The sequence below is a fragment of the Streptomyces sp. QH1-20 genome, assembly GCF_041283565.1.
GTDB lineage: Bacteria > Actinomycetota > Actinomycetes > Streptomycetales > Streptomycetaceae > Streptomyces > Streptomyces syringius.
In genome coordinates, this window is the sequence record NZ_CP166299.1 from 5,153,938 (window position 1) to 5,166,609 (window position 12,672).

At 69.1% G+C, this 12,672-nt stretch carries 11 protein-coding genes; 5 read left to right on the plus strand and 6 right to left on the minus strand.

Annotation, left to right across the window (positions count from 1 at the left end; translation table 11 throughout):
- Positions 1 to 234: 234 nt before the first annotated feature.
- Genes AB8O64_RS23460 through AB8O64_RS23480 form a run of 5 tightly spaced genes read left to right on the plus strand, consistent with a single transcriptional unit; the run spans position 235 to position 5,897 of the window.
- Positions 235 to 1,863 carry an ABC transporter substrate-binding protein gene (locus AB8O64_RS23460; RefSeq protein ID WP_370421186.1) on the plus strand — a complete coding sequence of 543 codons (1,629 nt, stop codon included), beginning with the start codon at positions 235 to 237 and terminating at the stop codon, positions 1,861 to 1,863.
- Positions 1,864 to 1,909: 46 nt separating this feature from the next.
- The gene (locus AB8O64_RS23465; protein WP_356450100.1) at positions 1,910 to 2,833 is read left to right on the plus strand and encodes an ABC transporter permease; all 924 of its coding nucleotides are present in this window, start codon (positions 1,910 to 1,912) and stop codon (positions 2,831 to 2,833) included.
- A complete protein-coding gene (locus AB8O64_RS23470; protein WP_370421189.1) occupies positions 2,826 to 3,803 on the plus strand; it encodes an ABC transporter permease in 978 nt (325 codons plus the stop codon). Before AB8O64_RS23465 ends, AB8O64_RS23470 begins: the two co-directional genes overlap by 8 nt.
- A 23-nt stretch (positions 3,804 to 3,826) precedes the next feature.
- A complete protein-coding gene (locus tag AB8O64_RS23475; protein ID WP_365374551.1) occupies positions 3,827 to 4,846 on the plus strand; it encodes an ABC transporter ATP-binding protein in 1,020 nt (339 codons plus the stop codon).
- Positions 4,836 to 5,897, plus strand: coding sequence for an ABC transporter ATP-binding protein (locus AB8O64_RS23480; protein ID WP_370421191.1), 1,062 nt, complete (start codon positions 4,836 to 4,838; stop codon positions 5,895 to 5,897). The genes AB8O64_RS23475 and AB8O64_RS23480 overlap by 11 nt, the downstream gene beginning before the upstream one ends.
- Here AB8O64_RS23480 and AB8O64_RS23485 read toward each other — a convergent pair whose 3' ends face one another.
- The 6 genes from AB8O64_RS23485 to AB8O64_RS23510 form a co-directional block, all read right to left on the minus strand.
- Entirely contained in the window at positions 5,898 to 7,220 is a 1,323-nt protein-coding gene (locus AB8O64_RS23485; RefSeq protein WP_370421192.1) for a cytochrome P450, read from the minus strand.
- Between the two features lie 100 nt (positions 7,221 to 7,320).
- Entirely contained in the window at positions 7,321 to 7,476 is a 156-nt protein-coding gene (locus tag AB8O64_RS23490; protein ID WP_362215951.1) for a cittilin family RiPP precursor, read from the minus strand.
- Positions 7,477 to 7,507: 31 nt separating this feature from the next.
- Complete coding sequence (locus tag AB8O64_RS23495) at positions 7,508 to 8,674, minus strand: ABC transporter ATP-binding protein (protein WP_370421195.1); 1,167 nt, start codon at positions 8,672 to 8,674, stop codon at positions 7,508 to 7,510.
- A gap of 12 nt (positions 8,675 to 8,686) precedes the next feature.
- Positions 8,687 to 9,712, minus strand: coding sequence for an ABC transporter ATP-binding protein (locus AB8O64_RS23500; RefSeq protein WP_370421197.1), 1,026 nt, complete (start codon positions 9,710 to 9,712; stop codon positions 8,687 to 8,689).
- A gap of 20 nt (positions 9,713 to 9,732) precedes the next feature.
- Positions 9,733 to 10,710, minus strand: a complete 978-nt coding sequence (locus tag AB8O64_RS23505; protein WP_338932059.1) for an ABC transporter permease — start codon at positions 10,708 to 10,710, stop codon at positions 9,733 to 9,735.
- 147 nt (positions 10,711 to 10,857) lie between these two features.
- The gene (locus AB8O64_RS23510) at positions 10,858 to 12,660 is read right to left on the minus strand and encodes an ABC transporter substrate-binding protein (RefSeq protein WP_370421198.1); all 1,803 of its coding nucleotides are present in this window, start codon (positions 12,658 to 12,660) and stop codon (positions 10,858 to 10,860) included.
- Between the last annotated feature and the right edge of the window lie 12 nt (positions 12,661 to 12,672).

Here is a 12,672-nt window from a genome sequence, read left to right on the forward strand (position 1 = left end):
ACGGGCTGAAAGTAGTCCACCGCCCCCCGGTGGCCGCCCGGCATCGCGCACGCGAGCCCCACACGGCGAGCCCCGCCCGGCGAGCGCTCACGCATTCGGGCGGATTCCGCGTCGGATCGCGCGCGGACGGCCGCCAGAAGGGCGCTTTTCGTCACCTCATGGGGTGTTATGTGGGCCTAAGCGTGGCTTGGGATATGGCTGGGATTTGGCTCGGGACCTTGAGGGAGGCACTCCATGCGTGGAGGCACGCGCGCCAAGTGGGCCGTCTGTGCGACGGCGACGACGTTCGCGGTCGCGCTCGTGGCGTCGGGATGCGGCGGGGGTGGCGGCGGCGGGGCCGGGGTGGTGCGGGCCTCCTGGGGGGATCCGCAGAATCCGCTGGAGCCGGCGAACACCAATGAGGTGCAGGGCGGCAAGGTGCTGGCCATGATCTTCCGGGGGCTCAAGGAGTACGACCCCAAGTCCGGTGCCGCGAAGAACGTGCTCGCCGAGAAGATCGACACGTCCGACCAGCAGAATTTCACCGTCACCCTCAAGGACGGCTGGACCTTCTCCAACGGCGAGAAGGTGACCGCCAAATCCTTCGTCGACGCGTGGAACTACGCGGCCCTCGTCGACAACAAGCAGAACAACGCCCCCTTCTTCGCCACCATCGAGGGCTATGACGAGGTCCACCCCGCCAGCGGCTCGGCCAAGGCCAAGACCATGTCCGGGCTGGTGGTCAAGGACGAGCGGACCTTCACCGTCAAGCTCGATCAGAAGTTCTCCACCTGGCCGCAGACCCTCGGCTACCAGGCCTTCTCCCCGCTGCCCCGGGCGTTCTTCGACGACCACGACAACTGGCTGAAGAAACCGATCGGCAACGGTCCGTACATGGTGGATTCGTACGCCAAGGGGTCCGCTCTCCACCTCAAGAAGTGGGAGGGCTACCCGGGCGACGACAAGGCGCAGAACGAGGGCGTCGAGCTGCGCGTCTACACCGACAACAACACCGCCTACACCGATCTCCAGGCGGGCAATCTCGACCTTGTCGACGACGTTCCGGCCGCCCAGCTCAAGAACGTCAAGAACGACCTCGGTGACCGCTACATCAATCAGCCCGCCGGCATCATCCAGACCGTCGTCTTCCCGATGTACGACGCGAAGTGGTCCAAGGCCGGGATGGAGAAGGTCCGCAAGGGCATCTCCATGGCGATCAACCGCAAGGAGATCACCGAGCAGATCTACCAGAAGACCCGCACCCCGGCGACCGACTGGACCTCGCCCGTCCTGAAGTCCGAGGGCGGCTACAAGGAGGGGGTGTGCGGTGACGCCTGCGATTTCGACGCCGCGCGGGCGAAGAAGCTGATCCAGGAGGGCGGCGGGCTGCCCGGCGGGCAGGTGACCATCACCTCCAACGTCGACACCGGCTCGCACCGGGTGTGGATGGACGCCGTCTGCAACAGCATCAACAACGCCCTCGGCATGGACAAGGCCTGCGTCGTCAACCCCGTCGGCACCTTCGCGGACTTCCGCAACCAGATCTCCCAGCACCGGATGACCGGGATGTTCCGCTCGGGCTGGCAGATGGACTATCCGCTGATCCAGAACTTCCTCCAGCCGCTCTACTACTCGAACGCCTCCTCCAACTACGGGAAGTTCAGCGACCCGGACTTCGACAAGCTCGTCGACGAGGCCAATGCCGAGAGCGACCAGGAGAAGGCGGTCGGGAAGTTCCAGGACGCGGAGAAGATCCTCGCCGAGCAGATGCCGGCCATCCCGCTCTGGTACCAGAACGGCAGCGCCGGCTATTCCGCCAATCTCTCCGACGTGATGCTCAATCCCTTCAGCGTGCCCGTCTACGACCGGATCAAGGTCGGCTGACCGTACCCGGAAGCCCCTTCCTTACGTCCGAACCCCCGGAGCCCCCATGGGACGGTATGTGATCCGGCGGCTGCTCCAGATGATCCCGGTGTTCATCGGCAGCACGTTCCTGATCTTCTTCATGGTCTACGCCCTCGGTGACCCCATCGCCGCACTGTTCGGCGACAAGGCCCCCGACCCCGCGACCGCCGCGCGGATCCGCAAGGACCTCTACCTCGACGAGCCGCTGTGGAAGCAATACCTGCACTACATGGGGCAGATCCTCACCGGTGACTTCGGCACCGCCTTCAACGGCATGAAGGTCACCGAGCTGATGAAGAGCGCCTTCCCGGTGACCCTGCGGCTGACCGTCGTCGCGCTGCTCTTCGAGATCCTCGTCGGCATCACCCTCGGCGTCCTCAGCGGGCTGCGGCGCGGGCGCTCGGTAGACACCTCCGTGCTGCTGCTCACCCTGATCGTGGTCTCGATCCCCACCTTCGTCAGCGGCTATGTGCTCCAGTACCTGCTGGGCGTGAAATGGGGGTGGGTCTCCCCGTCCGTCTCCCCGGCCGCGCCGTTCGACGAGCTGATCCTGCCGGGCCTGGTGCTCGCCCTGACCTCGCTCGCCTACGTCACCCGGCTGACGCGCACGTCCATCGCCGAGAACTCCCGCGCCGACTACGTCCGTACGGCCGTGGCCAAGGGGCTGCCCCGGCGCCGGGTCGTGACCCGGCATCTGCTGCGCAACTCGCTGATCCCCGTCGTCACCTTCATCGGCACCGACATCGGCGCGCTGATGGGCGGCGCCATCGTCACCGAGCGGATCTTCAATATCCACGGCGTCGGCTACCAGCTCTACCAGGGCATCCTGCGGCAGAACTCGCCGACCGTCGTCGGCTTCGTGACCGTCCTGGTCATCGTCTTCCTGCTGGCGAACCTGCTCGTCGACCTCCTCTACGCCGTGCTCGACCCGAGGATCCGCTATGCCTGACCCCTTCGACCCGAAGCTCGATCCCCAGGCGGCCATCACGCCCGGCGACGGCGGCGCGATGACGCTGGCCACCAGCGAGGGCGAGTCGCTGGAGAAGGAGCCGCCCCCCGGCGGCGCCGACGGCAAGGCCCGCAGCCTGTGGTCCGACGCCTGGCACGACCTGCGGCGCAACCCCGTCTTCCTCGTCTCCGGGCTGGTCATCGTCTTCCTCGTACTGATCGCGATCTGGCCCGGCCTCATCGCGAGCGGCAACCCCCTCAGCTGCAATCTGGCCAAGGCCGGCCAGGGCTCCCAGCCCGGCCACCCCTTCGGCTTCGACACCCAGGGCTGCGACGTCTACACCCGCACGGTCCACGGGGCACGCGCCTCGATCGCCGTCGGCGTCTGCGCCACGACCGGGGCGGCGCTGCTCGGCAGTGTGCTGGGCGGGCTGGCCGGGTTCTTCGGGGGCTGGTGGGACGGGCTGCTGTCCCGGATCGCCGACATCTTCTTCGGCATCCCGATCATCCTCGGCGGGCTGGTCTTCCTCTCCGTGGTCACCAGCGGCTCGGTGTGGCCGGTGGTCGGCTTCATCGTGCTGCTGGGCTGGCCGCAGATCTCCCGGATCGCGCGCGGCTCGGTGGTCACGGCCAAGCAGCACGACTACGTCCAGGCGGCGCGGGCGCTCGGGGCCGGCAACCGGCGGATGCTGCTGCGGCACATCGCGCCCAACGCGGTGGCCCCGGTGATCGTCGTGGCGACCATCGCGCTGGGGACGTACATCGCCCTGGAGGCGACGCTGTCGTTCGTGGGCGTCGGTCTCAAGCCGCCGACGGTCTCCTGGGGGATCGACATCTCCAACGCCTCCACCCAGATCCGCAATGCCCCGCACATGCTGCTGTGGCCGGCGGGAGCACTGAGCATCACGGTGCTCGCGTTCATCATGCTCGGCGACGCGGTCCGCGACGCCCTCGACCCCAAGTTGCGCTGAGACCCGGCGGGATGGAGCGACGGATGGATCAGCAGCTGACCCAGGAGACCCCGGCGGAGCCGAAGAATCTGCTGGACGTGCGCGATCTGCGGGTGGAGTTCCGCACCCGGGACGGGGTGGCCAAGGCGGTCAACGGCGTGACGTACAGCGTGGCGGCGGGCGAGACGCTGGCCGTGCTCGGCGAGTCGGGGTCGGGCAAGTCGGTGACCGCCCAGGCGGTGATGGGCATCCTCGACTCGCCGCCGGGGTTCGTCACCGGCGGTGAGGTGCTCTTCCGGGGCGAGGACCTGCTGACGATGGGGGCCGAGTCCCGGCGCAGACTGCGCGGCGCGAAGATCGCGATGATCTTCCAGGACGCGCTGTCGTCCCTGAACCCCGTGATGACCGTGGGCGCGCAGCTCGCCGAGATGTACGTGGTGCACCAGGGGATGACCCGCAAGGACGCCCGCGCGCGGGCCGCGCAGCTGATGGACCGGGTGCGGATCCCGGCCGCGCAGGAGCGGCTGCGGGACTATCCGCACCAGTTCTCGGGCGGTATGCGCCAGCGCATCATGATCGCGATGGCGTTGGCCCTGGAGCCGGACCTGATCATCGCGGACGAGCCGACGACCGCGCTCGATGTGACGGTGCAGGCGCAGGTCATGGATCTGCTCGCGGAGCTCCAGCGCGAGTACAACATGGGACTGATCCTCATCACCCACGACCTGGGCGTGGTCGCGGACGTCGCCGACCGGATCGCGGTGATGTACGCGGGCCGGATCGTGGAGACCGCGCCCGTCCACGAGCTGTACGCGGCGCCCGCGCATCCGTACACCCGTGGCCTGCTGGACTCGATCCCGCGCCTGGACCAGAAGGGCCGCGCGCTCTACGCGATCAAGGGCCTGCCGCCCAGCCTGACCGACATCCCGCCCGGCTGTCCGTTCAACCCGCGCTGCCCCCGCGCCCAGGACATCTGCCGTACGGACCGGCCGCCGCTGTTCACCGTGGGCCCGGGCCGGGCCAGCGCCTGCCACTTCTGGAAGGACACCCTCGATGAGAGCTGAAGGCGAGGAGATTCTGGAGGTACGGGACCTCGTCAAGCACTACCCGCTGAGCCGGGGGATCGTCTTCCGCAAGCAGGTGGGCGCGGTCCGGGCGGTCGACGGGGTCTCCTTCGAGCTGCGCCGGGGCGAGACGCTGGGCATCGTGGGGGAGTCCGGCTGCGGCAAGTCGACGGTCGCGAAGTTGCTGGTCAACCTGGAGCGGCCGACGTCCGGGCGGATCCTGTACAAGGGCGAGGACATCGCCGATCTGTCGGGCAAGGCGCTCAAGGCCGTGCGGCGAAACATCCAGATGGTCTTCCAGGATCCGTACACCTCGCTGAACCCCCGGATGACGGTCGGGGACATCGTCGGGGAGCCGTACGAGATCCATCCCGAGGTGGCGCCGAAGGGCGACCGGCGTCGCAAGGTCCAGGAGCTGCTGGACGTCGTGGGTCTGAACCCGGAGTACATCAACCGGTATCCGCACCAGTTCTCCGGCGGTCAGCGGCAGCGCATCGGCATCGCGCGCGGCCTGGCGCTCAACCCGGAGATCATCATCTGCGACGAGCCCGTCTCGGCGCTGGACGTCTCCGTCCAGGCACAGGTGGTCAATCTGCTGGAGAAGCTCCAGGACGAGTTCGAGCTGTCCTATGTCTTCATCGCGCACGACCTGTCCGTGGTGCGGCACATCTCCGACCGGGTCGCGGTGATGTACCTCGGGCGGCTCGCCGAGATCGGCACCGACACTCAGATCTACCAGCACCCGACGCATCCCTACACCCAGGCACTGCTGTCGGCGGTGCCCATGCCGGACCCGGCGGCGCGGGCGCGGCGGGAGCGGATCCTGCTGTCGGGGGACGTGCCCTCGCCCGCGCATCCGCCGTCGGGCTGCCGCTTCCGCACCCGCTGCTGGAAGGCGCAGGAGAGGTGCGTGGTGGAGGTGCCGGAGCTGGCGGTGCCGGAGTGGTTCCGACAGGAGGGCGGCCCGCCCGCGCATCCGTCGGCCTGTCACTTCGCCGAGGAGCGCCGGGTCGTGCCGCCGGAGGGCACCGAGGGGCGGGACGACGCCTGATCACCAGGCGCGCGGCACGACCTCCACGCCCATCGGCTGGAGGGCGAGGGCCGGGCGGGGGGTGATGCGCTCGGGGCGGATCAGCTCCAGCCGGAAGCGGCGCCAGATGTCGGCGACGATGTGCACGGTCTCGGTGGTCGCGACGGCGGCGCCGACGCAGACCCGGGGGCCGAGGCCGAAGGGGAAGTACGAGCCGCGCGGTACGGCCTTGGGCCCGCTGCCGAGCCAGCGCTCGGGGCGGAACTCCTCGGCGTCCTCCCAGTAGCGGGGGTCGCGGTGGTTGACCCACTGGCTGACGGTCACGGTGGTGCCGGCCGGTATGAGGTAGCCGCCGAACTCCATGTCCTCGGTGGCGTCGCGGCTGGTGAGCCAGACCGGTGAGTACAGCCGCAGGGCCTCGCGGACCACGGCGTTCGTGTACGACAGCGCCTCCATCCGGGCGAGTCCGGCCGGGGTGCCGGCGAAGGCCGCCTCGGCCTCGGCCCGGACCCGCTCGGCGGCCTCGGGATGCTGGGCGAGCAGCACGCTCACCCAGACGACGGAGTCGTTGGTCGTCTCGAACCCGGCCATGATCAAGGTGGCGAGTTCGTCGCGGAGTTCGTCCGGCGAGGGGGCCGGGTCGCCGTGCACGAGGGCGTGCAGCACGGGTGCGCGCTGCGGGTCACCGGCGGCGGGCGAGGCGGCGAGGGCGTGCAGGGTGCGGTCGACGCGGCGCATCGAGCGCCGGATGCGGAGCTTGCGGAGGGTGGGCACCCACTCGGGCAGCAGCACCGGCGAGGTGGAGAGGTCCATGATGGGCGCGACCAGCCGGGCCACCTCGGCGGTGTCCGCGTCGCTGAACTCGTCACCGAACATCAGCGAGGTGACCAGCCGCAGGGTCAGTACGGAGACGTCGTCCTGGAGGTCGCGGGCCTGGCCGGGGCGCCAGGGGGCGAGCATCCGCTCGCCCTGCGCGTCGACGATCTCGGCAGCCTTGGTGGCCAGGGACCGGCCGAACGCGGGCTGCATCCGATGCCGTTTGGCCTGCCACTCGGCGCCGTCGCTGTTCATGGTCGAGCGGGGGAAGCCCTGCCGCCGTGAACCGCGCCGGGTGTCGGCGCTGGCCTTGGAGAATTTCGCGTTCCGGTCGACGAGCATTTTCTCGACGTCACCGGGGGAGGTCAGCAGCACATTGTTCGCGCCGAGCCGCACCACGTCACCGTAATTCCGGGAGCAAGCGGTCAGAAAGCCGAGCGGGTCGGTGCTGAACGCGTGCAGATTGCCCAAGTACTTGTCACCGGACGGGCCGGGAAGATCGTTGCGCGGGCGAGCGGCGGCGGTCACGGGTGCCTCGCAGGGGTTCGTACGGGCAGGGGTTCATGCGGGGATACGACGGTGGCCGCGGCATCGCTGCCGCGGCCACCGGGTGCGTCACCGCGCCGGTTTAGTAGTACGAGTACGGCAGGGTGAGTCGGTCCTTGCGAGTCAGCCGGGCGAAAAGCGCACCGGTCAGGATCATCTTGCGCATGGCAAACACCTCCTTCTCGTCAGGTCCGCCCGCGGTGTGAATACCGCGTCGCGTGGAATTGACAGTAGGCATGTGCCCCTGTAATCACAAGAGTTGACAGAATTTACGGTGCATGGTTCGGCGGCTGGGATTCCGTATGTCCCTCCGCCGCCCGCAGGGCCGGATCGAGAATGACTTCGGTCGCCCGCTCCACCGTCGGCGGCTCGGGAAAGTGGCACGCGGACAGATGACCCGGCCCGCTGCCCTCGGCGCGCAGCAGGGGCGGTTCCTCGGTGGCGCACTCCTCCCGCGCCTTCCAGCAGCGCGTACGGAACCGGCAGCCGGACGGCGGCCGGATCGGCGACGGCACGTCGCCCGCGAGCCGGATGCGCTCACGGCTCACGCGACCGGAGCCGGCCCCCGCCTCCCCCTCGTCGATCAGGTCCGCGGCCTCGGGGACGGCGGAGAGCAGGGCGTGGGTGTAGGGGTGGCGCGGCCGGCGGTAGATGTCGTCCCGGTCGCCGACCTCGACGATCTTGCCGAGGTACATCACGGCGACGCGCTGCGAGAAGTGCCGTACGACGGCCAGGTCGTGCGCGATGAAGACGAACGCGATGCCCAACTCGCGCTGCACGTCCCGGAGCAGATTGACGACCTGGGCCTGGATGGAGACATCGAGCGCGGAGACCGGCTCGTCGGCGACGATCAGCTTGGGTTCGAGGGCGAGCGCGCGGGCGACGCCGATGCGCTGGCGCTGGCCGCCGGAGAACTCGTGCGGGAAGCGGTTGTAGTGCTCGGGGCTCAGCCCCACGGTCTCCAGCAGCTCCCGTACCCGCGCCTCCCGGCCGCCAGGCGGATCGATGCCGTTGATCTCCATCGGCCCGGAAACGATCTTCCCCACGGTGTGCCGGGGGTTCAGCGAGGCATACGGGTCCTGGAAGATCATCTGGATCTCGGCGCGGAACGGCGCCAGCTCCCGCCGCCCCGCGTGCGTGATGTCCCGGCCCCGGTAGACGATCCGCCCGGCGGTCGGCTCCAGCAGCCGGGTCAGCAGTCGGCCGGTGGTGGACTTGCCGCACCCCGACTCGCCCACCAGCCCGAAGCTCTCCCCGGCCCGTACGGTCAGATCCAGGCCGTCGACGGCCTGTACGGCCCCGATCCGCCGCTTCACCGGGAAGCCGCCCATGATCGGAAAGTGTTTGGTCAGTCCCTCGGCGACGAGCAGCGGCTCGCCCCGGGCCCCGTCCGGGGCCGCCTCGCGCGGCGCGGGCAGCGAAACCTTGTCGGTCACGGTGGGAACTCCTCAGCGCAATCGGGGCTTGATCTGCTCGGCGAAGGTGGCCCGCTGCCGCTCGGGCGTCAGATGACAGGCCGCCCCCCGGCCTCCCGGCAGCTCCGGCCGCTCGGTCCGGCACCGGTCGCCCCCGACGGCCGCGACCTGGCCGCAGCGCGGGTGGAAGGGGCAGCCCGGCGGCGGGGCCAGCAGGCTCGGCGGGGCGCCCGGGATCGGGTTCAGCGGCTCCTCGACGTCCGACGTCAGCCGGGGCATCGAGCCCAGCAGCCCCCAGGTGTACGGGTGCCGCGGCGCCCCCAGCACCTCGCGGACCGTGCCGCGCTCCACGGCCCGGCCCGCGTACATCACCAGCAGCTCGTCGACGGTGTGGGCGACGACGCCGAGGTCGTGGGTGATGAGGATGATCGCCGAACCGGTCTGCTGCTGAAGGTCCTTGAGTAGATCGAGGATCTGCGCCTGCACGGTCACGTCCAGCGCGGTCGTCGGCTCGTCGGCGATCAGCAGCTCGGGGTCGCAGACCAGCGCCATCGCGATCATCGCGCGCTGGCGCATGCCGCCGGAGAACTGGTGCGGGTAATCGTCCACGCGCAGCGCGGGGTTGGGGATGCCGACGCGCCCCAGCATCTCGATCGCCCGCAGCCGTGCCTCGCGCCGGGTGGCCCCGGTGTGCTTGCGGAAGGGCTCGGCGATCTGGCGGCCCACGGTGTAGTACGGGGAGAGGGCGGTGAGCGAGTCCTGGAAGATCATCGCCGCCTTGTGGCCGCGCAGCTTCTCCAGCGTGGACTCGGGGGCACCGGTCAGCTCCTGCCCGTCCAGCAGGATCTCGCCCTCGATCTCGGTGGTGCGCGGGTCGTGCAGCCCGAGGACGGCGAGGTTGGTGACGGACTTCCCCGAGCCGGACTCGCCGACGATCCCGAGCGTACGGCCGCGCTCCAGCTCGAAGGAGAGCCCGTCGACGGCCCTGACCGTGCCGTCCTCGGTGGCGAAGCGCACGTACAGATCGCGCACGGACAGAAAGGGTGTGGTCGCGGTCACGGCGGTGGTTCTCCCGGCTGCTAGGCGAGGCGTACGCGGGGGTCGATGACGGCGTAGGCGGCGTCCACCACGATGTTGGCGACGACGATCGCCGTGCAGCCGACGAGCATCACGGCCATGAGCGTGGGCAGATCGGTCTCGCTCACCGAGGAGACGGCGAGCCGGCCGAGGCCGTGGAGGCTGAAGGTGAACTCGGTGATGATCGCGCCGCCGAAGAGCGAGCCGAGGTCGATGCCGAAGATGGTGACGATGGGCGCCAGCGCACCCCGCCAGGCGTAACGGAAGAAGACCGTGCGACGGCCGAGGCCCTTGGCGCGGGCGGTGCGCACATGGTCCTCGCCCAGTTGCTCGATCATCTGGGAGCGGGTCATCCGGCTGTAGTTGGCGATGAAGATGATGGAGAGCACCAGCCAGGGGATGAGCATGCCCGTGAACCACTTGACGGGGTCCTCGGTGATCGGGTGATAGGCCGGGTTGTCCATCCAGTGCAGCCCGCTGACCAGGACGGCGAGGGCGATGACGCCGACGAAGTAGATCTGCAGGGCGCCGCCGACGAGCGACAGGGAGCTGAAGAACTTGTCGATCCAGGTGCCCCGGAAGGCCGCCGCGATCATGCCGATGCCCACACCGACGACGAGGAAGACGGCCGCGCCCCCGAGGGTGATGGACAAGGTGGTCGGGAAGCGGTCCACGATCGTGCCCCAGACCGGCTGCTGGTTGGAGAAGGAGTAACCGAAGCAAGGCGCCGGGCAGTGGCCGACGGTGAAGTCGCGGCCCATGAAGATGCCCTGCATGTAGTGCCAGTACTGGACGGGGACCGGTTGGTCGAGGCCCAGATTCTTGTTGATGACTGCGAGGGCGTCGGGCGTGCAGTTCTTGCCGCAGGACATCAGGGCGGGCTCGGAGGGCAGGGCGAAGAAGAGGAAGAAGGTGATCGCGCTGATCAGCAGGATGATGACGATCGCGCCGAGCGAGCGGCGGACGAGGAATCTGAGCATGTCGTCGCGGTCTTCCGGGTAGCGGGAGGCAGCGGCCGGGCGGACGGGGATTCCGGCCGGGCGGCGGGGGCCGGCCGGGCCGTGGTGGCCCCGGCCGGACGTGGCGCGGGTGAGGCGGGCGCGCTCACCCGCCCTGACCCGTCGGCGCTATTTGACGTAGACGGAGGTCGGGTCGACCGTCCCGTAGACGGGGTGGTAGCGGACGCCGCCGAGGTTCGAACCCCACAGCGAGAACTGCCGGTTGTAGAAGACCGGCACGCCCGGGACGTCCTCCTCGAGGATCTTGTCGGCCAGCTTCTGCCACTCGGGCGCGGCCTTCTTCACATCCGGGATGGCGTTGATCCGGTCGATCTCGGAGTCGATCCGGGGGTTTTTCAGATGGCCGTAGTTCTGGGCGCCGTCGGAGACCTGCCGGCCGTCGAAGAGCGGCGGTACGACGGTGGAGGAGACCGGCCAGTCCGCTCCCCAGGACGAACGGTAGATGTCGAACTTGTTCTTCACCTCGGCGATCGCCGTCCGGTAGGTGTTGGCGTCGATCTCCTTCTTCTGCACCGTGAAGCCCGCCCGCTCCAGAGCCTGCGTCACCACGACGGCGACCTTCTGCTGGACGTCGGTGTTGGCGTAGGCGTAGACGATCTCCTGGCCGAGCTTGCCGGCCTCCTTCAGCAGCGCCTTGGCCTTCTCGGGCTGCCCGGCCGGGTTCGCCTTCTTCCCGTAGGGGTCGGTCGGCCGGTAGCCGTCCATCGCGGGCGAGAGGTAGTTGGTGGCCACCACCCCGGCGGTCGCGCCGCCGTTCTGCTGGAGGATCTGCCCGTTGGGCATGGCGTACGCGAGCGCCTTGCGGACCTTGGCGTCCTTGAGGCGGTCGGTGTTGAAGCTGATGTAGTCGACGTAGGGCTGGATCTCCACGAAGCGGCGGGCCTTGGTGTCGGTCTGCTTCAGCACCTTCTCGGTCATCTCCGGTGCCACGGCGTTGCTGAACGACAGGGCGTTCTTGTCGCCGCCCTGGTCGGCGAGGAAGCGCCGGGTGGAGTCGGCGAACTGGTGGCCGAAGCTGATCTCGAACCGGTCGGCGTACTGGTGGCGGATCGGATCGGTCTTCGCGTCCCAGTTCTCGTTCTTCACCAGCGTCAGCGACTTGCCGACCTTGTACGAGCCGACCTTGTACGGGCCGGAGGAGAAGGGGGCGTTGTCGTACTTCTGCTTGGTGTCCTTCGCCTGCTTGACCGCGCCGATGTTCGGCATCGCGGTGGCGAAGGGGGTGTCCGCGTGCGGCTGACGGAAGTGGAAGATGATCGTCTTGTCGTCGGGGGTGTCGAGCACCGACGCGGGCAGGTGCTTGCCGTTGTACGGGCCGTCCGGCAGGGCCTTGCGGAAGTCGTTGCCGTCGCCGGAGAGCCACTGCGGGATGTAGAGGGGACCGTCGGTCTCGAAGGGGGCGTAGAGCCGCTCGATGCCCCACCGCACGTCCTTGGCGGTGATGGGCGAGCCGTCCTCGAACTTCAGTCCGTCCTTGAGGGTGAACTTCCAGGTCTTCCCGCCGTCCGAGGCGGTACCGGCGTCGGTCGCGAGATCGCCGACGACCTTGACCCTGCCCTTGCCGTCCACCTTGTAGGAGGTCAGGGAGCGGTTGTAGAGCATCTGGTTGGCCAGCACGTCGGCGTAGTAGATCTGGCCCGGGTCGAGGTGGTTGAAGGCGTCCCGCTGGAGGACGCCGACCGTGCCGCCCTTCTTCGCGCCCGGGATCTCCGGGGCGGGGCCGGCCGAGTCGGCCTTGGTGCCGATCGAATAGTTCGAGGCCGTGGTCTTGTCGTCGCCCGGACCGCTGTCCTTGTCTCCGCCGCTCCCACCGCCTCCGTCGCTGCACGCGGAGAGCACCAGCGCACCGGCCGCGAGGGCCGTGGCCACGAGCGGGGCCCTTCTCCTGGAAGATCTCGTCCTGGGGGTCATGGGTCGATGCAC